This window comes from Paenibacillus sp. GXUN7292, assembly GCF_050864975.1.
In the GTDB taxonomy this organism is placed as follows: domain Bacteria; phylum Bacillota; class Bacilli; order Paenibacillales; family Paenibacillaceae; genus Pristimantibacillus.
In genome coordinates this window covers 46,833-70,717 of record NZ_JBOZWO010000020.1, presented here as the reverse complement: position 1 = coordinate 70,717, position 23,885 = coordinate 46,833, and the positions used below count along the sequence as shown (strand labels likewise).

Annotated in this window: 23 protein-coding genes, 1 pseudogene and 1 other annotated feature; of the genes and pseudogenes, 23 read left to right on the top strand and 1 reads right to left on the bottom strand. The window is 44.6% G+C overall.

The features are described 5' to 3' along the window. Positions 1–472 precede the first annotated feature (472 nt). The 4 genes and pseudogenes from ACRRU2_RS16945 (at position 473) to pssA (ending at position 4,329) form a co-directional block, all read left to right on the top strand. Complete coding sequence (locus ACRRU2_RS16945; RefSeq protein ID WP_432503397.1) at positions 473–1,165, top strand: type II toxin-antitoxin system PemK/MazF family toxin; 693 nt, start codon at positions 473–475, stop codon at positions 1,163–1,165. Positions 1,166–1,803: 638 nt separating this feature from the next. Then, a pseudogene (locus tag ACRRU2_RS16940) lies at positions 1,804–2,415 on the top strand (magnesium chelatase domain-containing protein); the annotation flags it as partial. Between the two features lie 15 nt (positions 2,416–2,430). Beyond that, positions 2,431–3,507: a DNA integrity scanning diadenylate cyclase DisA gene (gene disA, locus ACRRU2_RS16935; RefSeq protein WP_331702439.1), complete on the top strand. Its 1,077-nt coding sequence runs from the start codon at positions 2,431–2,433 to the stop codon at positions 3,505–3,507. A 78-nt stretch (positions 3,508–3,585) separates the two neighbouring features. Beyond that, the gene (gene pssA, locus ACRRU2_RS16930; RefSeq protein ID WP_432503394.1) at positions 3,586–4,329 is read left to right on the top strand and encodes a CDP-diacylglycerol--serine O-phosphatidyltransferase; all 744 of its coding nucleotides are present in this window, start codon (positions 3,586–3,588) and stop codon (positions 4,327–4,329) included. Positions 4,330–4,484: 155 nt separating this feature from the next. Here pssA and ACRRU2_RS16925 read toward each other — a convergent pair whose 3' ends face one another. Further along, the gene (locus ACRRU2_RS16925; RefSeq protein WP_331702461.1) at positions 4,485–4,880 is read right to left on the bottom strand and encodes a DUF1573 domain-containing protein; all 396 of its coding nucleotides are present in this window, start codon (positions 4,878–4,880) and stop codon (positions 4,485–4,487) included. Between the two features lie 172 nt (positions 4,881–5,052). Here ACRRU2_RS16925 and ACRRU2_RS16920 point away from each other — a divergent pair, with 172 nt between their 5' ends. The 19 genes from ACRRU2_RS16920 (at position 5,053) to rpoB (ending at position 23,881) form a co-directional block, all read left to right on the top strand. Then, a complete protein-coding gene (locus ACRRU2_RS16920) occupies positions 5,053–6,150 on the top strand; it encodes a PIN/TRAM domain-containing protein (protein ID WP_331702441.1) in 1,098 nt (365 codons plus the stop codon). Positions 6,151–6,233: 83 nt separating this feature from the next. Beyond that, positions 6,234–6,953, top strand: a complete 720-nt coding sequence (gene ispD, locus ACRRU2_RS16915; RefSeq protein ID WP_331702442.1) for a 2-C-methyl-D-erythritol 4-phosphate cytidylyltransferase — start codon at positions 6,234–6,236, stop codon at positions 6,951–6,953. Next, a complete protein-coding gene (gene ispF / locus ACRRU2_RS16910) occupies positions 6,950–7,435 on the top strand; it encodes a 2-C-methyl-D-erythritol 2,4-cyclodiphosphate synthase (RefSeq protein ID WP_331702443.1) in 486 nt (161 codons plus the stop codon). Before ispD ends, ispF begins: the two co-directional genes overlap by 4 nt. Positions 7,436–7,437: 2 nt before the next feature. Continuing rightward, complete coding sequence (gltX, locus tag ACRRU2_RS16905; protein ID WP_331702444.1) at positions 7,438–8,904, top strand: glutamate--tRNA ligase; 1,467 nt, start codon at positions 7,438–7,440, stop codon at positions 8,902–8,904. A 1,720-nt stretch (positions 8,905–10,624) separates the two neighbouring features. Continuing rightward, positions 10,625–11,305 carry a serine O-acetyltransferase gene (gene cysE / locus ACRRU2_RS16900; protein WP_432503390.1) on the top strand — a complete coding sequence of 227 codons (681 nt, stop codon included), beginning with the start codon at positions 10,625–10,627 and terminating at the stop codon, positions 11,303–11,305. Continuing rightward, positions 11,286–12,704 carry a cysteine--tRNA ligase gene (gene cysS, locus ACRRU2_RS16895; protein WP_331702447.1) on the top strand — a complete coding sequence of 473 codons (1,419 nt, stop codon included), beginning with the start codon at positions 11,286–11,288 and terminating at the stop codon, positions 12,702–12,704. Before cysE ends, cysS begins: the two co-directional genes overlap by 20 nt. Continuing rightward, positions 12,704–13,144, top strand: coding sequence for a Mini-ribonuclease 3 (locus tag ACRRU2_RS16890; RefSeq protein WP_331702448.1), 441 nt, complete (start codon positions 12,704–12,706; stop codon positions 13,142–13,144). The genes cysS and ACRRU2_RS16890 overlap by 1 nt, the downstream gene beginning before the upstream one ends. 16 nt (positions 13,145–13,160) lie before the next feature. Next, positions 13,161–13,916 (top strand): 23S rRNA (guanosine(2251)-2'-O)-methyltransferase RlmB, encoded by a 756-nt coding sequence (rlmB, locus tag ACRRU2_RS16885; protein WP_331702449.1) that lies wholly within the window; start codon positions 13,161–13,163, stop codon positions 13,914–13,916. A 2-nt stretch (positions 13,917–13,918) separates the two neighbouring features. Next, a complete protein-coding gene (locus tag ACRRU2_RS16880) occupies positions 13,919–14,449 on the top strand; it encodes an NYN domain-containing protein (protein ID WP_331702450.1) in 531 nt (176 codons plus the stop codon). A gap of 242 nt (positions 14,450–14,691) precedes the next feature. Then, positions 14,692–15,348 (top strand): RNA polymerase sporulation sigma factor SigH, encoded by a 657-nt coding sequence (gene sigH / locus ACRRU2_RS16875; RefSeq protein WP_331702451.1) that lies wholly within the window; start codon positions 14,692–14,694, stop codon positions 15,346–15,348. 382 nt (positions 15,349–15,730) lie between these two features. Next, positions 15,731–15,880 (top strand): 50S ribosomal protein L33, encoded by a 150-nt coding sequence (gene rpmG, locus ACRRU2_RS16870; RefSeq protein WP_015847242.1) that lies wholly within the window; start codon positions 15,731–15,733, stop codon positions 15,878–15,880. An 18-nt stretch (positions 15,881–15,898) separates the two neighbouring features. Next, positions 15,899–16,108: a preprotein translocase subunit SecE gene (gene secE, locus ACRRU2_RS16865; RefSeq protein WP_331702452.1), complete on the top strand. Its 210-nt coding sequence runs from the start codon at positions 15,899–15,901 to the stop codon at positions 16,106–16,108. A gap of 24 nt (positions 16,109–16,132) precedes the next feature. Next, a complete protein-coding gene (gene nusG, locus ACRRU2_RS16860) occupies positions 16,133–16,666 on the top strand; it encodes a transcription termination/antitermination protein NusG (RefSeq protein WP_331702453.1) in 534 nt (177 codons plus the stop codon). Positions 16,667–16,729: 63 nt separating this feature from the next. Next, positions 16,730–17,155 carry a 50S ribosomal protein L11 gene (rplK, locus tag ACRRU2_RS16855; protein ID WP_331702454.1) on the top strand — a complete coding sequence of 142 codons (426 nt, stop codon included), beginning with the start codon at positions 16,730–16,732 and terminating at the stop codon, positions 17,153–17,155. A gap of 104 nt (positions 17,156–17,259) precedes the next feature. Next, positions 17,260–17,952, top strand: coding sequence for a 50S ribosomal protein L1 (gene rplA, locus ACRRU2_RS16850; RefSeq protein WP_331702455.1), 693 nt, complete (start codon positions 17,260–17,262; stop codon positions 17,950–17,952). 17 nt (positions 17,953–17,969) lie between these two features. Further along, positions 17,970–18,130 (top strand) — a sequence feature (ribosomal protein L10 leader region). An 87-nt stretch (positions 18,131–18,217) separates the two neighbouring features. Further along, positions 18,218–18,721: a 50S ribosomal protein L10 gene (rplJ, locus tag ACRRU2_RS16845; protein WP_331702456.1), complete on the top strand. Its 504-nt coding sequence runs from the start codon at positions 18,218–18,220 to the stop codon at positions 18,719–18,721. Between the two features lie 103 nt (positions 18,722–18,824). Continuing rightward, positions 18,825–19,187, top strand: a complete 363-nt coding sequence (gene rplL / locus ACRRU2_RS16840; protein ID WP_331702457.1) for a 50S ribosomal protein L7/L12 — start codon at positions 18,825–18,827, stop codon at positions 19,185–19,187. Between the two features lie 151 nt (positions 19,188–19,338). After that, the gene (locus tag ACRRU2_RS16835) at positions 19,339–19,938 is read left to right on the top strand and encodes a class I SAM-dependent methyltransferase (protein ID WP_331702458.1); all 600 of its coding nucleotides are present in this window, start codon (positions 19,339–19,341) and stop codon (positions 19,936–19,938) included. Between the two features lie 379 nt (positions 19,939–20,317). After that, a complete protein-coding gene (gene rpoB, locus ACRRU2_RS16830; RefSeq protein WP_432503383.1) occupies positions 20,318–23,881 on the top strand; it encodes a DNA-directed RNA polymerase subunit beta in 3,564 nt (1,187 codons plus the stop codon). The last annotated feature ends 4 nt before the right edge of the window (positions 23,882–23,885 follow it).

Sequence of the window (23,885 nt, the reverse complement as noted above, 5' to 3'; positions counted from 1 at the left end):
AAATTTTGGGTCTTTTTTACGCTTATAAGCGTCAGACTTCTATTATAATGATTAAGTATGAAGTGAATCGTTTGACTTCTGTTAAAGGAAATAAAATTACGGTATACTAAATAGGATATTGTAAAGATTTAGCATCCGAACATTCCCTTAGTTTCTGGATAGGGTAAACCGATACATGCCAATGGAGTTAGCCCAGTAGATGGTTTGTTCTTTGTGGGCTTACCATATCAAACTTCTCGTAATTTAGCGCTTATTGGTGGTGTTGGGAGAGATGCAGAATACATTATTAATCAGATAAAGTGAATGCTTTAACAGATATATAATTCCTTATTTAAATTTATCATTAATAAAGTTTGACGGAAGTTAATCGCAAGTGTTTTCGGAAATCTATGTTTATGTTGAATTATGTCTGAATTGGTGCAGGTAAATGCTCCCAATGTGTCGAAATATGACTCATAAGGGAGGGTTAAAATTGACACCAGATTATACAACGTTAAGTGTAATAGCAAACGATGAACGATACAAACAAGTGGTATCAAAAGATAATCAGCAAATTGTAGATAATTTTGAGCCTGTAACAAACAAAGTAATTAATTTTCTAGAACAGCAATCTTCTTATGATACTGCTTCTGTTATGTTAGAGTGGAAGCAGTGGGAACAATTTAAAGGTGATAATAGCAGACCATGGAAGTATAAGATTAGAGATATTGTTTTAGTTAATTTAGGAGCAACTAATTATGGATATGAAGCAGCTTACAAACATCCATGCATTATTTATGGTCATATGTTTAATGAAGTTTTAGTGGTGCCTTGCTCCAAAGGAAGATACAATAAAACAAGTGAATATATTATCAAAGGCGAGAGAAGTGATGGGTTTATGCATCCATCAGGGATTCAACTTGATAAAGTAAGAGTCATCTCAAAAAAACGAATTCAAGGTAATGTATTAGGTCAAGTTGGTAACACTAAATTTAATGAAATTACGAACAAGTTGATTGAACTGTATTTCAATCCAGTTAAGAAGAGGATAGAACGTTTAGAGCAAACTATTGCTGATTTAACTCAGTCAAATGGTGAACTTACTAATAAAATCAGGTTATTAGAAGAACAAGTTGCATCATCACAAGGACAATTGACAGCATTGCCGATTGGTGGTAATATTTAATTACAGAATATTGATTGCGCCTCGTAGCGCCTAGCCAATTATGGATAATTGAAGGAAGCCTTGTGATTATGTCACAAGGTTTTTCCAATTTTACAATCCATTTTTCATACACTATCTAATAATACAAAATGCAGAAGTCTCGTAACATGAGGTCTTCTGCATTTTTATTACTCGATGAATCAAAGAAATCTTTGACTATTTTCTTTCCCACAATTGCAAATCTTTTTTTGAAATTTTATTCGAGGAATTAAGCGTTTCGTCATGATATCATCATAATATCTTCGTAAAATGTCTTGATGAATGATTCAACCATCGTGTTTCACTTGACTTCTTTTAAGGAAAGGAAGTTTCAGGTATACTAAATTAGATGTGTAAAGATTTAGATTTAGCATCCGAACATTCCCTTAGTTTCTGGATTAGGATATGGGGATTTCTTATGTGGTTAAAAGCATTATTTTTGAGCAGTTTCAATATTATATAGGTATGGGGTAATGTCGATATGAATAGTGTGGGGGGGAGTTTTTTCCACACTTGAACATATCCTTCATTTAATTGTTTATCAATATTAGGCAGCTTCGTTCAGTCCAATCGTCTAAATTGTAAAAATAGACGATAAACGAGACATTGGGTTATGTTCTAAAAATCGATTTGGCTCGACTAATGAAATTGGCATTTTCGAGATGGGCGAAAGCGGGCTAAGAGAAGTGTCCAACCCTTCAGAGCTGTTTTTATCGGAGCGGCCCTTGGGCGTAGCCGGCTCCACTGTAGTAGCAAGCATGGAGGGTACGAGACCGGTCCTTGTTGAGCTGCAGGCGCTTGTTGCGACAACCCATTTTCCTTCGCCAAGAAGAATGGCCACTGGCATCGATCACCACCGGATGGCGCTAATTATTGCTGTACTTGAGAAGCGCAACGGCATGTTCCTGCAGACGCAGGATGCCTATTTGAATGTTGCCGGAGGCGTAAAGCTTGATGAGCCTGCTGTCGATCTTGCTGCAGCGGTTAGTCTGGCCTCCAGCTTTCGAGACGCGCCTACTAAGCCATATGATGTTATATTCGGAGAAGTTGGCCTGACAGGCGAGGTTAGAGCGGTTTCAAGAGCGGAACAGCGCGTTAAGGAAGCAGAGAAGCTGGGCTTCAAAAGAGTAATTATGCCAGAAAAAAGTATGAAGGGCTGGAAAGCGCCGGGCGGCATTGAGCTGATAGGCGTAAACACGGTGTCTGAAGCATTGAAAGCTGCTTTGGGATAAAAAGGGGGTAGTGACATGAAGGAATCGGCACATCAAGAAATTATGAACCAATTATTGCAATTAGTCGCGCCAGGGACCCCTTTTCGAGATGGATTGGAAAATGTTCTGCGAGCTAAAACAGGAGCACTAATTGTTGTTGGATATAGTCCGGAGGTAATGGAGGTAGTGGACGGAGGCTTCTCGATTAATTGCGATTTCTCGCCCAATTATCTGTACGAGCTGGCCAAGATGGATGGGGCGATTATTATGAGTGAAGATATGAGGCGTATATTGTACGCCAATACCCAGCTTATTCCTCTTAGCACCATTCCATCTACAGAAACAGGGATCAGGCATCGAACTGCAGAGCGGGTAGCCAAGCAAACAGGCAAGCTGGTCGTCTCCATTTCACAGCGAAGAAATATTATTACGCTATATCTAGGAAATTTACGTTACTCTTTAAAGGATATCGGCGTAATACTTACTAAAGCGAATCAGGCGATTCAAACGTTGGAGAAATACAAAGCGGTATTGAATCAAGCTTTTACCAACTTGTCCGCACTGGAGTTTGAGGAATTGGTTACTCTCCAGGAAGTCGCTTATGTTATTCAACGTGTTGAGATGGTGCTTCGTATCAAAATGGAAATTAAACGTTATGTCAATGAGCTGGGCACAGAAGGACGGCTTATTAGCATGCAGATGGAAGAATTAGTAACCGGTGTGGAACAAGATGCTTGGTATTTGCTTAAGGATTATGCAAAGGATAATTCAGACGAGAAAATTAGAGAGCTTAGAGCCGGCCTGAAAAAGCTGAGCTGGGATGAGCTGCTTGATTTTACTCCAATTATTCGACTAATGGGTTATCCACACGCCAATAGCATGCTTGAAGAATCGGTTGCTTCTCGCGGGTATCGTCTCCTAAGCAAAATTCCAAGATTGCCGATCATGATTATGAATAATCTCATCGAACGGTTCCAGCATCTTCCTCGAATTCAGATGGCTACTATTGAGGAGCTTGACGATGTTGACGGCATTGGAGAGGTGCGCGCGCGCTCCATTCAAGAAGGGCTTAGACGGATTCAAGAACAGATGTTTATTGACAGGCAAATCTAAATCCCATACAATTGGTTGAATGCGGGCTAATCATTTTACGTATGGATTGGGTCTGCTAGGAGAGAAGAGGTGTAATTCATGATTGCAAAATCGATACCAAGTCTATTTACAATCGGAAATTTGTTCTTGGGGATCGTTGCCATCATTCTAGTGTTTAATGGAAATCCGGCAATGGCTGTAATGATGATTATTATAGCGATGCTGCTTGATGGTGTGGATGGCCGTGTGGCTCGGGCGCTCAATGCGCAAAGTGAATTTGGCAAGGAGCTGGATTCGCTTTCGGATGTTGTTTCGTTTGGAGCAGCACCAGCATTCATTATGTATGTGACTGCGTTTCAAGATATATATCAGCCAGCGGCTTGGATCATTACTGCATTATTTCCGATCTGCGGCGCTTTGCGTCTGGCAAGATTTAATGTTGTTACAAGCAATTCTGGTTATTTTATAGGCTTGCCGATCCCTGCTGCGGGCGGCGTATTAGCGACGCTGGCTTTGTTCAGCCATGATATTTCGGTAGTTGTGCTGGCTGTTACTACGGTAGCTTTATCTCTGTTGATGGTAAGTACAATTCGTTATCCTAATTTCAAAAAGGTAGGCATTCCCAAAAATGCTGTATGGATCGTTCCGCTAATTGTTATCATTGCAGTTATTCTTGGTATTACGTTTAAAAATCAGCTGTCACAAATTTTATTTATTCCGCTGCTGCTCTATGCGCTTTATGGATTAAAAAAAAACGTTGACCGCAGAGTCGTCAAGCGCAAACGGAAACGCGAGGAAAATGATCCGAGCAACGATGAATCCAAATCGGAACGTTTAGCTTAAACAACATTGTAACGAAGCAACGCCTCTTCCAGCTTTAATACGCTGAAGAGGCGTTTTTTATTTGACGGCGGAGCCGTTTATTCTTGTATTGAAAAAACCGCAGGCACCACTTAAATGGTGAGCCTGCGGTTTTTTCTTCAACTATAGGCGTCTGTTTAGGTCAAATTGAAAAAACCTAATGTTGAGCATTTTTTGGACTCATTGGCAACAACATCGTCCAGTTTTAAATTAAGCAAGTTGCATAAAGCAGTCATGTAGAACAAATTACGACCCATTTCACTTTTCAGTACATCATAGCAATGTTCACATAGTTGTCCGGATAAATGGCTTTGCATAGAACTCTTGGCATGCTCAAGGTCAAGCTCCTCCGTGTAAGATTGTTTCTTGGCATTGATTTCTATACAACCGCAATCTGTTACAGCCTTCGTAACTGCACGATTAACCGCTGCATTGGATTGCCCGAACTTTGACATCACATCAAGTAAGCTGCGGTGTCTTAGCAGTAATTCCGATACTTGCTGCTGGAATTGATCGAGCGTTGGAGTATTGATCGGTTCCACTTCTCTCACCCACCTCTTGTGAAGTAATCTCTATTTCATTATAGACCTCATTGGCTCCGTTTACAAAATATGAATTGTGAATTTTATAAAATTGTTAATAATATGTTTGCGAACGATTAAAGATCCTAAAATTGGAACATAATTGTAATGGAGGTGAACCATTATGGTTAGACGAATAATACAAGTAATTGGGATCTTGTTTGGAAGTTTTACCGGAAACGAAGCCTATAAGTTTTTTAATCCTTCGTCTGCATGGTCTGGAGCGTCGCTTACTATATTCCAACAATCAAGCACTTATTACATGAATATAGCCGTAGGAGCACTATGCGGCTTAATAGTAGCTACTCTGCTCGCTGGACGACTTATTACGTACTTGCAGCTTACGGTAGACCGTACGGCCGCGCTGCCAATGAAGCAGCTTTTTGCCGGATCTGCTGGATTGTTAGTCGGTTTGCTGTTATCGGTCATGCTTTATCCTGCAGTAGCAGATTTAGGAGGTCTGGGTCAATTTGTACCTGCCTTTCTATCTTTGGTTCTTGGATACTTAGGGTTTTGTGTAGGGCTGTCTAAGCAGGAAGAGCTAAGCTCTGGCTTGCAGCATCTTATGGAGCGAAAGATTCCAATTGCAGCACCGGATGAAGGACGAGGTTTTGAAGAGCATAAAATTTTGGATACAAGCGTCATTATTGATGGCAGAATCGCAGATATTTGCAAGACTGGATTTATTGAAGGAACGCTCGTTATTCCTCAGTTTGTGCTTGAGGAGCTGCAGCATATAGCCGATTCCTCAGATTTGCTTAAGCGCAATCGCGGCCGCAGAGGGCTCGATATTTTGAATAAAATTCAAAAAGAGCTAGAAGTAAAAGTACTCATCTACGAGGGCGACTACGAGGAAATTGGAGAGGTTGACAGCAAGCTGGTAAAGCTGGCGAAAGCTTTGCAAGGAAAAGTAGTGACAAATGATTTTAATTTGAATAAAGTGTGTGAGCTGCAGGGCGTGTCTGTCCTTAATATTAATGATCTTGCAAATGCAGTGAAGCCGGTCGTTCTGCCGGGTGAAGAAATTGTGGTGCAGGTCATTAAGGATGGCAAGGAATTCGGACAAGGCGTTGCTTATTTGGATGACGGCACAATGATCGTAGTAGAGGGCGGGCGCGAATATATTGGCATGACGATGGAAGTGCTTGTAACAAGTGTTTTGCAAACCTCAGCTGGCCGGATGATATTTGCTAAGCCGAAGTTGTTGGAAAAAGCGCTGTAACGAGGTACAATAAGACTATTGTATGCAATCGTTTTGCATGCTTGTTAGCGGGGATGCAAAAACAGCGTGAGGCAGGTTGAGACATGGTAGAGGTAGCAGGACAGTGGGGCGTCGTAATTGTAGCTGCCGGCCGCGGCAGCCGTATGGGAACGCCGGAGAGCAAGCAGTATTTGCAGCTGGTGGACAAGCCGATTCTTGTTCATACGCTGGAGCTATTCCAACAGATGGCCTTCGTGCAAGAAATTGTTCTTGTAGTAGGCGGACTGGATGTAGCTCGCTGTGAGCAATGGGTAAACGACTATCAACTAGATAAAGTAAAAGCTGTCGTATGCGGCGGTGCGGAGCGTCAGGATTCGGTTTACGAAGGCTTGCTGCGCCTGGATGGCAAGTGGGTGATGGTGCATGATGGCGTGCGTCCACTTGTAACCGAGGCAGCTGTGAGGAAGTGCTGTGCGATAGCGGAGCATAAGGGAGCATCCGTACTGGCTGTGCCGGTAAAAGATACGATCAAGCAAGTAGATCATACAGGTAAAATTACTGCTACACCGGATCGTAAAAGCTTGTGGGCTATCCAAACGCCGCAAGCTTTTCGTCGTGCCCAGTTGATTGAGGCGCATGAACAGGCGCGTGCGGACGGCTTTGTCGGCACAGATGACGCTATGCTGGTTGAGCGTTCGGGTATGCAGGTGTATGTAGCTGAAGGGGAATATACAAATATAAAAATTACAACTCCGGAGGATTTGCCAATGGCGCATATGCTGATGGCGGGCTTAAGGAGCAACAAGGGAGAGAATGAGCAATGATTCGAGTGGGGACAGGCTTTGATGTTCATCAGCTGGTCGAGGGACGGCCTTGTATTATTGGGGGAGTGACGATTCCGTATGAAAAAGGGCTTCTCGGACATTCTGATGCGGATGTGCTGCTGCATGCTGTAACAGACGCGGTGCTTGGAGCGGTTGGGCTTGGCGATATCGGCACGCATTTCCCGGATACGGACATGGCCTATAAAGATGCTGACAGCCTAAAGCTGCTTGAAGATGTATGGGCTCTAATTGAACAGAAGGGATATCGTCTCGGCAATATCGACTGTACCATTATGGCGCAGCGGCCTAAGATGCTGCCATACATACCTCAGATGAGGGCAGTGATTGCCAAAGCGCTTAAGGCGGATGAATCGCAAGTGAATGTTAAGGCTACGACGACAGAGCAGCTTGGTTTTGTCGGCCGGGGAGAAGGAATTGCCGCTCAAACGGCGGTTTGCTTAATACGCAGGGAGGATCAATAAACATGACAGAACAAATTCGAGTGCGCTATGCGCCATCGCCAACAGGACATCTTCATATTGGTAATGCAAGAACGGCATTATTTAATTATTTATTTGCTCGCAGCCGCGGCGGAAAGTTTATTATTCGTATAGAAGATACAGATGTAAAGCGCAATGTGGCAGGCGGAGAAGAAAATCAATTGCAATATTTGAAATGGCTCGGCATGGACTGGGATGAAAGTGTGGATCTAGGCGGTGAATATGGACCGTATCGTCAAACTGAGCGAATTGAAATTTATAATAAGTATTGGCAGCAGTTGATTGACGAAGGAAAGGCTTACCGCTGCTACTGCACAGAAGAGGAGCTTGAAGCGGAGCGGGAGGAGCAGCTCGCTCGTGGCGAGACTCCCCGTTATTCAGGCAAGCACCGCGACCTGACAGCTGAGCAGCACGCTGCTTTCGAAGCGGAAGGCCGCATTCCAAGCATTCGTTTCCGTGTGCCGGAAGGAAAAACATACACTTTTAATGATTTGGTTAAAGGTACGATAAGCTTTGACACAGCTGAAATGGGCGATTTCGTCATCGTGAAGAAGGATGGTATTCCGACTTACAATTTTGCAGTTGTGCTGGATGATTATTTAATGCGCATTAGCCATGTGCTGCGCGGAGAAGACCATGTTTCCAATACGCCTAGACAGCTGATGATCTATGAAGCATTCGGCTGGGAGCCGCCTATTTTCGGGCATATGACGCTTATTGTGAACGAGAATCGGAAGAAGCTGAGCAAACGAGATGAATCGATTATTCAATTCATTGAGCAATATGATGAGCTTGGCTACTTGCCAGAAGCTATGTTCAATTTCATTACTTTGCTCGGCTGGTCGCCTGAAGGGGAACAGGAGATGTTCTCTCGAGAAGAGCTGATCGAAGTGTTCAAGCCGGAACGTCTAAGTAAAAGCCCTGCCGTATTTGACACGCAGAAGCTTAGCTGGATTAACAGTGAGTATTTGAAAAAGGCAGAGCTGGAGAGAGTTGTTGAACTATGCATACCGCATTTGCAAAAAGCAGGGCTGATTGCTAGCGAGCTGGATGAGCAGCAGCAGGAATGGGTAAATGCGCTTGTTGCTCTTTATCAGGATCGCTTGCGCTATGCGGCTGAAATTACGGATGTAACACAAACCTTCTTCCAGGAAAATGTTGTGGATGAAGAAGAAGCGGCAGCTGTATTGGCAGAGGAACAAGTTCCGGCCGTTCTGCAAGCTTTTCTGGCGAAAGTAGAAGAAGCTGACGAAGGCGCGTTTGATGCCGATGCGATAAAAGATATGATTAAAGCGGTTCAGAAGGAAACGGGCTTTAAGGGCAAGCAGCTGTTTATGCCAATCCGCGCTGCGGTAACCGGACAAACGCATGGTCCAGACCTGAATCAATCGATTATGCTGCTTGGCAAAGCGAAGGTGGCAGAACGCTTGAATGGAAGATTAGCGAAGTAAAGGAACAAAACATATACTTGTTATGTAGCGAGGGATTCGCTATACTATGGCTAACTATTATGTTGCTGCGCAGCATAAATATAGGACCGGCAACGAACAGGAGAAGTACGTTGACAGCGGGATGCACAGAGAGGACAACCGGATTCGCCGGATAGCCGAGCTATCGGGCGGACAGAGGCTGGAAGTTGTCTCATCAGCTGGACGGAAAATGCACCTGGGAGCTTTGTCCCGAGCTGAACGCGTTTTTTATAGCGCTTTTCAGGGTAGGCGGCAACGTCAATCCGCGTTAAGGATTTTAAAGTGATGTTTTATGTTGCTGGGGGAGTTTCGGCAATGTGAACATCTAAGCAGAGTGGGACCGCGATAAAACGCCTCTGCAGCATGTGATGCTGCAGGGGTGTTTTTGTTTTAGTAAGAAAAGTATAAGCCTTCACTGCTTTGCGGCGGAACTATTCTTTAAGTGATAGTTGGGCCGGCGCAGCTTGAGAATTACAGAAATGAGCGGCGTTGCTTGAGAACGACCGAATGTATGTGAAATTTCATATAGAATAAGCGGGAATGGTGCGAAAAACACAATTGTATATGAAATAGCATACAGAATAGGCTGGCGCTGCCTGATAATGGCCGAATGTATGTGAAAATTCATATAGAATAAGCCGGAATGGTGCGAAAAGCACAAATGTATATGAAATATCATACAGAAAAGGCCGGCGCAGCTTGAGAACGACCAAATGTATGTGAAAATTCATATAGAATAAGCCGGAATGGCGCGAAAAGCACAAATGTATATGAAATTTCATATAGAATAGGCTGGGGCTGCTTGAGAACGACCAAATGTATGTGAAAATTCATATAGAATAAGCCGGAATGGCGCGAAAAGCACAAATGTATATGAAATTTCATATAGAATAGGCAGAAATGGCGCGAAAACCACAATTGTATATGAAATATCATACAGAAAAGGCCGGCGCAGCTTGAGAACGACCAAATGTATATGAAATTTCATATAGAATAAGCAGAAATGGCGCGAAAACCACAATTGTATATGAAATATCATACAGAAAAGGCCGGCGCAGCTTGAGAACGACCAAATGTATATGAAATTTCATATAGAATAAGCCGGAATGGTGCGAAAAGCACAATTGTATATGAAATATCATACAGAATAGGCTGGGGCTGATTGAGAACGACCAAATGTATGTGAAAATTCATATAGAATAGGCAGAAATGGTGCGAAAAACACAATTGTATATGAAATATCATACAGAACTGGCTGGCGCTGCCGTTCTTTGTTTGTTGCCTAATCCACAACGAAGTGACGGCCTTCCCAGGCGGTCAATCGTTCCGCTATTATGTTAAAAATTGCAGTTTTGAGATAGCAAAGTGACAGACGTTCCGTTATTGGTCGATAATTCGCAGAAAAAGTTCCATTTGGAGCCGTATAGCGGAACGTGTGTCCGCGAAATTTTTAAAATGCCGGCTTTTCGGCAAATAGCGGAATGTGTGTCCGCGAAATTTTAAAAGTGTCGACTTTTCGGCAAATAGCGGAATGTGTGTCCGCGAAAATTTAAAAATGCTGGCTTTTCGGAAAATAGCGGAACGTGCGTGAGTGTGTGACCTTGTCAATTTCGTTAAGGGGATGAGCCGAGCCTTCTCACATTCGTTACAAATGATGGGCGGATGATAAGCGCAGACGGCACTTAGTCATGGGGGGAAAAGAATGTTTCGTCAATTTAAATCTGATGTGGATGTAGTATTTGAGAATGATCCGGCAGCGCGAAGCAGGCTCGAGGTTATTTTAACGTACTCAGGCGTGCATGCAATATGGGCGCATCGAATCGCACATTTTCTATACCGCAAAAAATTTTTTGCTCTTGCCCGTCTGATCTCGCAGTTCAGCCGTTTTATGACAGGGATTGAAATTCATCCAGGAGCTAGGATAGGCAATCGTCTGTTTATCGACCATGGCATGGGTGTCGTAATAGGCGAAACATGCGAGATTGGTGATAATGTCGTCATTTATCAAGGTGTGACGCTGGGCGGTACAGGAAAAGAAAAAGGAAAACGACATCCGACTATTGGCAATAATGTTGTTATCGGCTCCGGTGCAAAAGTGCTTGGTTCGTTTCAAGTAGGAGATTCCTCCAGCATTGGCTCTAATGCTGTTGTGCTGCGAGAGGTGCCGGAAAATTGTACTGTCGTCGGAAATCCGGGACGTGTGGTGCGCCGTAATGGCGAGAGAGTAAAGGACAGATTGGACCATACTCAGCTGCCAGACCCTGTTATAGAAATGTTCCGCGCTATGCAGCAGGACATTGATCGTTTGAAGGAAGAGCTCAGCGAGCTGCGTCAACACCAAAAGGAAAAAGGGGAATCACAAAATGACAATCACGCTTTATAATACGATGACTCGAACGAAAGAAGAGTTCAAGCCGATTAATCCGGGGAAGGTTAATATGTATGTTTGCGGCCCGACTGTATATGACTATATTCATATTGGCAATGCGCGTCCTGCTATATTCTTTGATGTAGTAAGAAGGTATTTGGAATATGCAGGGTATGAGGTTTCCTATGTGACGAACTTTACAGATATTGATGATCGGCTAATTCAAAAAGCAGGACAGCTGGGCATTACGGTACCGGAGGTTGCGGATCAATTTATCGCGGCTTTTTATGAGGATGTAAAATCGCTTGGCGTGAATAAAGCGACATTGAATCCCCGTGTGACAGAGCATGTGCCTGAAATCATTGCATTTATTAAAGAGCTCGTGGACAAGGGGCATGCTTATGCCAGTGAAGGCGATGTTTATTTCCGAACGTCAACCTTTGAATCCTATGGGAAGCTGTCGCATCAAAATTTGGATGAGCTGCAATTCGGCATTCGCATTGGCGTTGACGAGCGCAAGCAGTCGGAGCAGGATTTCGTGCTTTGGAAGGGCGCTAAGCCGGGAGAGTTGAATTGGGATAGCCCTTGGGGACCTGGACGACCTGGCTGGCATATCGAGTGCTCAGCGATGGCTCGCAAGTATTTGGGCGACACGCTTGATATCCATGGAGGCGGAAGCGATCTGCAGTTCCCGCATCACGAATGTGAAGTGGCACAGTCAGAATCACTTACGGGAAAACCGCTTGCTAACTATTGGATGCATAATGGTTATATTAATATTGATAACGTAAAAATGTCCAAATCGTTAGGAAACGGGATCTCGGTCCATGAGCTGGTAAAGCGGATCAAGCCGAATGCGATTCGTTATTTCATGCTGTCCTCCCATTACCGCAGCCCGCTTAATTTCAGCGATGATACGATCGCTCAAGCAGAAAACAGCGTTGAGAGAATTGCGAATTGTGTAAGCAACTTGCAGCATCGCCTTGCCAGCATTGCTGCCGAGAGCGATTCAGCGCTTCATCCGGCTGACCAGGAGTTAAGCGCGCGCTTGCTAGCAATTAAAGCTCAGTTCGAACAAAAAATGAATGATGATTTCAATACGCCTGATGCAATTACCGCTTTGTTCGAGGCAGTGACGGAAGCTAATCTTTACATGAAGAAAGCTGACATTACGGCTGCGGGGCTGGGCATGCTGCTCACCCTCTTCCAGGAGATGGACCAGGTGCTTGGACTATTGCCTGCCGCTTCGGAAGAGGAACTGCTTGATCAAGAAATCGAACAGCTTATTGTGGAACGCACGGAAGCCCGCAAGACTAAAAATTGGGCAAGAGCCGACGAAATTCGCGATTTGCTGCAAGAGCGCAATATTGTATTGGAAGATACGCCGCAGGGTATTCGCTGGCGGCGCAAATAATGGAGCATAGCGGTGAATCGATGAAGGATAATTTGAATTTGTTGTTTTATAAGCCTCAAAAACAGCCGGGACTTATGAATCCTGTTGTGCTGGCTTATATTGGGGATGCTGTATATGAAATGGTGATCAGGCAGTATTTAATTTCGCTGCCCAACAATAAGTCGCATCATTTGCATCGAGAGGCGACGAAGCTGGTATCGGCTAAAGCGCAAAGAAAAGTGCTTGAGCTATGGCGGCCGCATCTTACTGAGGAAGAAGAGGATATCGTAAGGCGCGGCCGCAATGCCAAGTCAGGAGCACCGCCGAAAAACGCCGACCCGGCTGATTATCGGCATGCAACTGCTTTGGAATGTTTGGTTGGCTACTTATTTTATATGGAACGTACGGAACGAATCATGGAATTAATTGAAATCATGCTCCAGGACGAGCATAAGTCATAATTAAAGGAGGCTGCATATGTCGGAGGAATTCAACCAGGAAGATTATATTGGAGGCAAGCATCCTGTTCTAGAGGCGCTTCGCTCTGGTAGAGAAATCAATAAGATATGGATAGCAGAGGGCGGGCAAAAAAGTTTGACGCAGCCTATCGTTGCGGAGGCTAAGAAGAATGGTGTTATCGTGCAGTTTGTCGATAAGCGCAAGCTCGATGCGATGGTGCCTGGAGTAGCGCATCAAGGGGTAGTCGCCCAAGCGGCAGCCTTTGCCTATGCAGAGGTTGAGCAATTGCTTGAAGTAGCTGCCGAGCGCGGAGAAACGCCGTTTCTGTTAATTTTGGATGAAATTGAGGATCCGCATAATTTAGGTTCTATACTGCGCACTGCTGAGTGTACCGGTGTGCATGGCGTTATTATTCCGAAGCGCCGTTCGGCAAGCTTGACGGCCACTGTGCTCAAAATTTCGGCTGGCGCTGCTGAACATGTGGCAGTTGCGAGAGTAACGAACCTCGCTAACACGATAGATAAACTGAAGAAAGCCGGCGTTTGGATAGCGGGTACAGACGTAGAAGCAAAACAGGACGTTTATGCTACACAATTTGATATGCCGCTTGCGGTTGTAATCGGCAATGAAAGCAAAGGGATGGGGCGGCTTATTAAAGAGAAGTGCGACTTCCTGGTCAAGCTCCCGATGCTTGGCCGATTAAATTCGTTAAATGCTTCTGTGGCAGCCGGCGTACTGATGTATGAAGTTGTCCGACAACGCCGAGCGCAATAGTGATGAAGCGGCGTGAAGATGTTCTGCTTGTCGATGGCTATAATATGATCGGGGCATGGCCGGAGCTTGAGCGTCTCAAGGAGCATGATTTGGAGGATGCGCGGGATCGTCTGCTGGACATGCTGGCTGATTATCAAGGGTATACCGGTATGGATGTATATGTGGTATTCGATGCTCATCAAGTTCCGGGCCGCGGAGCTACCTATAAGCAGCATAAGCTTACGATTGTATATACGAAGGAGAAAGAGACGGCCGACGAATGTATTGAACGGTTATGCTCCGAGCTATTTGTGCGCAGGCGCAATATTTATGTCGCTACCTCTGATCTCGTCGAACAGCACGTCGCATTCGGCAAGGGCGCTTTGCGCATATCGGCGCGCGAGCTTTTAATAGACATTGGCCAGAATAGAAAACAAATTGAAGCTGCGGTGAAAGAAGAAACGCATGCAAGCAAACGGAACTCCGTTGATGAGATAGTCAGCTTGGACGTATGGAGCAAACTCGAAAAATTGCGAAGAGGCAAGCAAAAGTAACAGGCTGGAACAGAAAAATCAAGTAAACCAATAGGAAATGTTTATAGATCGAAGGATAGATTTTGATTAAGCTGGAACAAGGACTAAAGTGACATTTGTAACAAAATGCCAACTTTTCTAATATATCGTCTAAAATTAACGGCCGATTGGTTGACGGTAGAAGGTTCCATCATGTATACTGACTCTATATTTCAAGGGTATAAGTCTACCAGTGTACGCCTTGCAGGCCGGAGGGATAGTTGGTGAGTATCGACCTCAGAGAATGGAGTACGCTCGATTATGATAGCAATTCGGACGAGGAGATTGTTGAAGCGGTCCGTGATGGCGACAGTCTGGCGCTGGAGTACTTAATCAATAAGTATAAAAACTTTGTAAGAGCGAAAGCCAGATCCTATTTCCTTATCGGAGCAGACCGCGAGGATATCGTTCAGGAAGGCATGATCGGCTTGTACAAAGCTATACGCGATTTCAGAGGGGACAAGCTGGCCAGCTTTAAAGCCTTTGCGGAATTGTGTATTACCAGGCAGATTATAACGGCCATTAAGACGGCTACGAGACAAAAGCATATTCCTCTTAACTCTTATGTATCACTCGACAAGCCCATTTACGATGAAGATTCTGATCGTACGCTGCTTGATGTCATTTGCGGCACCCGGGTTTCAGATCCGGAGGAGCTGATCATTAATCAGGAAGAATTTGTCGGGCTTGAAGATAAGATGTCCGAAATATTAAGTGATCTGGAGCGCAAAGTACTCATGCTTTATTTGGACGGCCGATCCTATCAAGAGATTTCTGTTGATTTGGACAGGCATGTAAAGTCCATTGACAATGCTTTGCAGCGGGTCAAGCGCAAGCTTGAGCGCTATTTGGAAGTAAGAGATTTCGGCGGAAAAGTATAATTAGTCAGCTGTCACAAGCAGCATCGCAATGATCATTTATATTATAATTTCAATCAGTTTTGCAATGGGCTGTCTTCTTGACCTGACTGGTTCGGATCATGAAGACAGCCTGTTCGTTTAAATGTGTAAAAAACGACAATACTGATGGAGTAGGAGCAGCAATTGCTTATATTCCGAGAAGAAGACCTGTCTAACTCTATTAGATAGAGAGTCGAGGATTTACAGAACCTTGATGCTTTTACATTGACATCAAATATGCCATATGATAAAGTGTTTAGGTAGGCCTTGAATCGAGGTTTTTTTCGTTTTGGCTAAGGAATCAATGAACTTCATATAAAGCTTCATGATTCGTATTTTTGAGCAGTTCGGGAGGTGTAATTCAATGCGGGTTATTATCACGTTGGCATGCACAAACTGCAAACAGAGAAACTATGCAAGCAGCAAGAACAAACGCAATCACCCCGACCGCATCGAGTTGAAGAAGTTTTGCAAGTTCTGTAACGAGCAGACTCCTCATCGCGAGACGAGATAGTCAAATGGAGGTGTGACCGTGGCATTTTTAGCTAAACTAAAGCAAGGTTTCGGTTCTATGTTTAGTTTTTTTGCCGACAGCTGGGCGGAACTGAAGAAGGTTCGCTGGCCGAATCGTAAAGAGTTGACAAGCTATTCAATCGTTGTTTTTGTAACGGTTATTCTTGTGACGATTTATTTCTGGCTTCTTGACATCGGAATCTCGTCTCTGGTTGAACTTATTGTTTAAGAAGGGGACAAAGGTGGATTTGTGATGGAAAAAAGATGGTACGTCGTGCATACTTACTCCGGGTATGAGAACAAGGTGAAAGCCAATTTGGAGCGCCGGGTTGAATCGATGGGCATGGAAGACAAAATCTTCCGCGTGCTCGTGCCGATGGAGGACGAGGTTGTAGAGAAGGACGGCAAGAAAAAAACCGTTCAGCGCAAAGTCTACCCTGGATACGTTCTTGTCGAGATGGTTCAGACGGATGATTCCTGGTATGTTGTTCGCAATACGCCGGGCGTAACGGGGTTTGTCGGTTCTACTGGATCTGGCTCAAAGCCGACTCCGCTATTGCCTGATGAAGTGGATCAGATTTTGAAACACATGGGCATGGAAGAGCCGAAGCCGAAGATCGAGTTCGAACTGAAAGAGACTGTACGAGTTAAAGTAGGTCCTTTTACAGATTTTGTCGGAACAGTAGAAGAAATTTTGCTGGATAAGGCGAAATTGAAGGTTCATGTCAACATGTTTGGCAGGGAAACCCCTCTTGAGCTTGACTATACTCAAGTGGAAAAGATTTAGCAGAGGTTTCCGAGATTGCGTTCTTTGCTGACGCATCGATATTAGAGTAAGGAGGTGTCAGTCATGGCGAAAAAAGTCATCAAATTGGTTAAACTGCAAGTTCCTGCAGGTAAAGCGAATCCGGCTCCTCCGATTGGTCCGGCACTCGGTCAAGCGGGCGTCAACATTATGGCGTTCTGTAAAGAGTTTAACGCTCGTACAGCAGATCAAGCAGGTTTGATTATTCCAGTTGTGATCACTGTATTTGAGGATCGTTCCTTCACTTTCGAAACTAAAACTCCGCCAGCAGCAGTGTTGCTTCGCGTAGCAGCAGGTATCGAGAAGGGTTCAGGCGAGCCAAACAAGAAGAAGGTTGCTACAGTTAACCGTGCGAAAGTACGCGAAATTGCAGAATCTAAAATGCCGGATCTGAACGCAGCTAACGTTGAGTCAGCTATGCGTATGATTGAAGGTACAGCAAGAAGTATCGGCATCAATATTGTCGACTAATTTTGAGCATATAAGTGCTCAAACAAGCTATGCAAAGCTGAGGCTTTGTGTGGGAGGAATGTCCCCAGGAGGACATCCGTTATAACCACTAAGGAGGATATATCATGGCAAAACGCGGTAAAAAGTATGTTGAAGCTGCTAAGCTAATCGATAGAGAAGCTACTTATGAGCTAGCTCAAGCTATCGATCTTGTTAAAAAAACTGCTACTGCTAAATTCGACGAGTCCATTGAAATGGCAGTTCGTCTTGGCGTAGACCCTCGTAAACAGGACCAAGCGGTTCGCGGCGTAGTCGTTCTTCCGCACGGAACTGGTAAGAGCAAAAAAGTTCTTGTATTCGCTAAAGGCGAAAAAGTGAAAGAAGCTGAAGCTGCTGGTGCTGACTATGTTGGCGATGCAGATATGATCAACAAAATCCAACAAGGCTGGTTTGACTTCGATGTCTGCGTAGCTACGCCGGACATGATGGCTGAAGTTGGTAAGCTTGGACGTATCCTTGGTGGTAAAGGTCTTATGCCTAACCCTAAGGCTGGCACAGTAACATTTGATGTTGCTAAAGCCGTTCAAGAAATTAAAGCCGGTAAAATTGAATACCGTCTTGATAAAGCAGGTCAAATCCATGCGCCAATCGGCAAAGCTTCGTTCGATGCTGACAAGCTAGTTGACAACGCGAAAGCCTTGATTGATGCACTTAACCGCGCTAAGCCAGCTGCGGCTAAAGGGGTTTACTTGAAAAACGTTTCTGTTTCTGCTACGATGGGCCCTGGTGCTCGCGTTAATGCAGCGGACTTCCGCTAAGACTCAGATTCAGAACTTAAATTCGAACACGCATACCGTAGACAGTAGGTGCCATCAGGCTTAATTCCCTACCGAGGTGTTATGATATACGTTTAAGAGCTAATTGCCTTTGGTAATAGCAATCGGATAACGAATCATGGCCTTCGCATCGTCTGCGAAGGCCATTCTCATGCATCGAGGCAAAGGATGCCCGGCCTAAGACGGGATGCACAGACTCATTATCAGTAATGAGCTTGTATTTGAAATCAAACAGGAGGTGTACGGTTTGGCTAACGCAAAAATCATTCAACAAAAAGAAGCGGCGGTTGCTGAAATCGCATCAAAGCTTTCGCAAAGCGCAACTACTGTAGTTGCTGACTACCGCGGCTTGAATGTTTCGCAAGTAACTGAACTTCGCAAGCAGTTGCGCGAAGCAGGAGTAGAATTTCAAGTATTGAAAAACTCTCTTGTTCGCCGTGCTACTGAAGGCGTTGGCTTGTCCGAGCTTAACGAAGTTTTGACAGGTCCATCTGCTATCGCATTTAGCGGTGACGATGCTATTGCTCCAGCGAAAATTCTTAATGACTTTGCAAAGAAAAACGAAGCTTTGAAACTTAAAGGCGGCGTTGTTGAAGGTAAAGTTGTTGATGTAACACAAATTAAAGCACTTGCAGAGCTTCCTTCCCGCGAAGGCTTGCTTTCTATGTTGCTTAGCGTATTGCAAGCTCCAGTTCGCAACTTCGCGCTTGCGGTTAAAGCGGTTGGAGAAAAGCAAGAAGCACAAGCTTAAGTATTCTTATGTTCAGAAGCAGCTTGCTGCATGAAGATATAGAATCGGATCGAGTGATCGATCACACTACCAAAATAAAACCATTATCGGAGGTATACTAATTATGTCTAAAGAGCAAATCTTGGAAGCCATTAAAGGTATGACTGTTCTTGAATTGAACGATCTAGTTAAAGCAATCGAGGAAGAATTTGGCGTAACTGCTGCAGCTCCAGTTGCAGTTGTAGCTGGCGGCGGCGCTGCTGAAGCTGCTGCACAAACAGAATTCGACGTAATTCTTAACAGCGCTGGCGCTTCCAAAATCAACGTTATCAAAGTGGTTCGCGAAATCACTGGTCTTGGCTTGAAAGAAGCTAAAGAACTTGTTGACGGCGCACCAAAACCAATCAAAGAAAAAGTTAGCCAAGAAGAAGCTGACGCAGTTAAAGCTAAGCTTGAAGAAGCTGGCGCAGCTGTAGAAGTAAAATAAGTTTGCTTTAAAACTATAATGGCTCTCCATTGCTAGGCATTCGAAGAGCTGACGGACCCCTTGGAACCATTATGTTTCAAGGGGTTTCGTTTAAAATTTGACAAGACGGCAAAGTCGCTCTGTCTTTTATTTTGCAATGGAGGTAATTAAAATGTCAGGTCATTATTATTCCCAAAGGCCGGAGGCGGCGCATCAAAGGCAGGTTCATGAAACGGTATTACGGGGCGAAAAGATGAAGTTCATGACTGATTCTGGCGTTTTTTCGAAAACGGGTGTTGATTATGGCAGCCGTGTTTTAATCGAAGCGTTAGAAATTGATAAAACCGCGAAGGTGCTAGATGTGGGATGCGGCTACGGGCCTATTGGCTTGTCGGCAGCGAAGCTTGCGCCGCAAGGGCATGTTACGATGATAGATATTAATGAAAGAGCAGTACAATTATCGACTGAAAATGCAAAGCTTAATGGGATTGCTAATGTTACTGTTCTTCAAAGTGATTTATTTGCATCTGTCAAAGACGAGCACTTTGATGTTATAGTAACAAATCCTCCAATTAGAGCAGGAAAAGCGACGGTGCATCGCATTTTTGAAGAGGGTTCGCAGTTGCTCAATGAAGGCGGCGGCATGTGGATCGTTATTCAAAAAAAACAGGGAGCGCCATCGGCGAAGGAAAAGCTTGAGCAGTTATTTGCGGAAGTGATAGAAGTGACAAAAGATAAGGGATATCGTATTTTCAAAGCAATAAAAGGCTGATTGGATCAATATATGAAGATTGGATATTATTTTTGAAAGTAAGTCATGAAAATATTGACTTGACTTTTTGAATATGGTAGAATTATAAAATGTCAGCATAAAATGGGCTAATAACGCTTTAGTTCACTAAAATGTCAAGTGTGAATTTTAGGCGCGCGGATTTGCATAAAATTTGCCTTTATTGACTACGACGTTTGTTTTTTGGGCAAAATTACTTGATAGGATACCATCGTACCCGCGCTACGAGTGGCATGCTGCTGAAACATGCTCTTTTTTCGAGTTGATATTCGATAAGGGCTTTTCTTTATTTATCACTATAGGCGACTGAGAAACAGTCGTCAAGAGTAGCGCAGTGAAATATCGATGCTGTGAGACAGACATGAGGGGTGAGGTTAAGTTGGCAGGACAACTTGTTCAGTATGGTCGGCGCAAACGCCGGAGCTACGCTCGGATCAACGAGGTGCTGGAAGTCCCGAACCTGATTGAAATCCAACAAAAATCGTATGAGAAGTTTCTGGATAATGATTTGATTGAATTGTTCCAGGATATTTCTCCGATTTCGGACTTTACGGGCAATCTATCGCTTGAGTTTATCGACTATAGCTTAGGCGAACCGAAATATTCGGTTGACGAGTCGAAAGAACGCGACGTGACTTATGCAGCTCCTTTGCGAGTCAAAGTACGGCTTTATAACAAGGAGACTGGCGAGGTCAAGGAGCAAGAAGTGTTCATGGGAGATTTCCCGCTTATGACCGAGACAGGCACGTTTATTATTAACGGAGCCGAACGTGTAATTGTCAGTCAATTGGTTCGCTCCCCAAGTGTGTACTTCAGCACGAAGGTTGATAAGAACGGAAAGAAAACGTACACGGCAACTGTAATTCCAAACCGCGGAGCGTGGCTGGAGCTTGAGACCGACGCGAAGGACATTATCTATGTTCGTATCGATCGTACGCGTAAAATACCGGTAACGGTGTTGCTGCGCGCACTTGGTTTTGGCACGAATGCGGAAATTTTGGATTTGCTTGGTCACGATGAATATATTAGCAATACCCTTGATAAGGATAACACCGATTCAACGGAAAAAGCTTTGATTGAAATTTACGAGCGCCTTCGTCCGGGCGAGCCGCCGACGCTTGAAAACGCAAAGAGCTTACTGGTTGCGCGCTTCTTCGATCCAAAGCGTTATGATTTGGCCAATGTAGGCCGCTACAAGATTAACAAAAAGCTTCATATTAAAAATAGATTATTCAACCAGCAGCTGGCTGAAAATTTGGTTGATCCGACAACAGGTGAAATTATTGCCGAGTCGGGCCAAATGATTGACCGCCGTTTGTTGGATGAAATTCTTGATAAGCTTGAAACCAATGTAGGCTTCAAAACTTATCATGTCGCTAATGGAGTGCTTGATGCCGATAGTATACCACTACAGGCTATCAGTGTATTCTCACCGCATGATGAAGGCAAAGTAATTAAAATAATTGCTAATGGTGTAATTGACAAGAGTGTTAAACATATTACACCTGCAGACATTATTGCTTCCATTAATTACTTTATCAACCTGCTTCATGGCGTAGGCAGCACAGACGATATTGACCACTTGGGCAACCGTCGTCTTCGCTCTGTTGGAGAGCTTCTGCAAAATCAGTTCCGTATCGGTTTGTCCCGTATGGAGCGCGTAGTGCGCGAGCGCATGTCCATTCAAGATGCAAATGCGATTACGCCTCAAGCGCTTATTAATATACGTCCAGTAATTGCGTCGATCAAGGAGTTCTTCGGATCCTCCCAGCTTTCGCAATTTATGGATCAGACTAACCCGCTTGCTGAGCTTACGCATAAGCGTCGTTTGTCTGCACTGGGACCAGGCGGTTTGACTCGTGAGCGTGCGGGCTTTGAAGTTCGTGACGTTCATAACTCTCACTATGGCCGTATGTGTCCGATTGAAACACCGGAGGGTCCGAACATCGGATTGATCAACTCCTTGTCTTCTTATGCAAGAATTAATGAGTACGGATTTATTGAAGCGCCATATCGTTGGGTTGATCCAAAGACTGGCGTTGTAACAGAACAAATTTCATATTTGACTGCCGACGAAGAGGATAACTACATCATTGCGCAAGCGAATGCGCCTCTGACAGAAGATAACAAATTCGCAGAATCGCAAACGATCGTACGTTACAACAAGCAGGCAGATAATATTTTGACTATGCCGAGTAATCGCGTTGATTATATGGACGTATCCCCTAAGCAAGTTGTTTCAGTTGCAACGGCGCTCATTCCGTTCCTGGAGAACGATGACTCCAACCGTGCTCTGATGGGATCGAACATGCAGCGTCAGGCTGTTCCGCTGCTTGTTCCAGAAGCTCCTTTCGTAGGTACAGGTATGGAACATAAGGCAGCTAAAGATTCCGGCGTTTGCGTAGTATCTAAATATGATGGCGTCATTGAACGTTCATCTGCTAACGAAATATGGCTGCGCCGTGTGGAGTTGGTTGATGGCAAGCCGGTTAATGGCGATTTGGTTAAGCATAAATTGCATAAGTTTACTCGTTCCAACCAAGGAACATGCATTAATCAGCGACCTCTAGTGCGCAGGGGCGATATCATTAAGAAGGGCGACATTCTAGCTGATGGTCCTTCGACTGAAACAGGCGAATTGGCACTAGGCCGCAACGTAGTCGTAGCGTTTATGACTTGGGAAGGCTACAACTACGAGGATGCGATTCTTCTTAGCGAGCGTCTCGTGAAGGAAGATGTATTTACTTCTATTCATATTGAAGAATATGAATCAGAAGCTCGCGATACGAAGCTTGGTCCAGAGGAAATTACTCGCGATATTCCTAACGTTGGCGAAGAAGCTCTTCGTAATCTGGATGAGCGCGGTATTATCCGAATTGGTGCCGAGATTAGCGCTGGCGATATTCTAGTAGGTAAAGTAACGCCTAAGGGCGTGACGGAGCTTACTGCTGAAGAACGCTTGCTGCATGCAATCTTCGGCGAAAAAGCTCGTGAGGTTCGCGATACTTCCTTGCGTGTGCCGCATGGTACCGACGGTATCGTTGTAGATGTTAAAGTGTTTACGCGTGAGAACGGCGACGAGCTGCCTCCTGGCGTAAATCAACTGGTACGTGCATATATCGCTCAGAAGCGTAAAATTTCTGAAGGCGATAAGATGGCTGGACGTCACGGTAACAAAGGGGTTATCGCGCGTATTATGCCGGAAGAGGATATGCCGTTCCTTCCAGATGGCACGCCGGTTCAAGTTGTGCTTAACCCGCTAGGTGTTCCATCTCGTATGAACATCGGTCAGGCGCTTGAGGTTCACTTGGGAATGGCTTGTAAGTATCTGGGCATTCATGCTGCTACACCTGTATTCGACGGTGCGAACGAGGAAGATGTGTTCGATACGATGGAAGAAGCAGGCATGCAGCGTAACGGTAAAACTGTTCTTTACGATGGTCGTACTGGAGATCGCTTCGAACGCGAGGTTACAGTCGGCGTTATGTATATGATTAAGCTGGCGCACATGGTTGATGATAAAATCCATGCTCGTTCCACTGGACCTTACTCTCTTGTTACGCAGCAGCCGCTTGGTGGTAAAGCACAATTCGGCGGTCAGCGTTTTGGTGAGATGGAGGTTTGGGCACTTGAGGCATATGGCGCAGCGTATACCCTGCAAGAGATTTTGACGGTGAAGTCCGATGACGTTGTTGGACGCGTGAAAACATATGAATCGATCGTTAAGGGCGAGAATGTTCCTGAGCCTGGCGTACCTGAATCCTTTAAAGTTTTGATCAAGGAGCTTCAAAGCTTAGGTATGGATGTCAAAATCCTGACTGAGAACGAAGAAGAGATCGAAATGAAAGAAATAGATGAAGATGATGAGGCTACGGGCGATAAGCTCAACCTTAATCTGGAAGGCGCCGAAGTCGGCGTTGAATAATAGC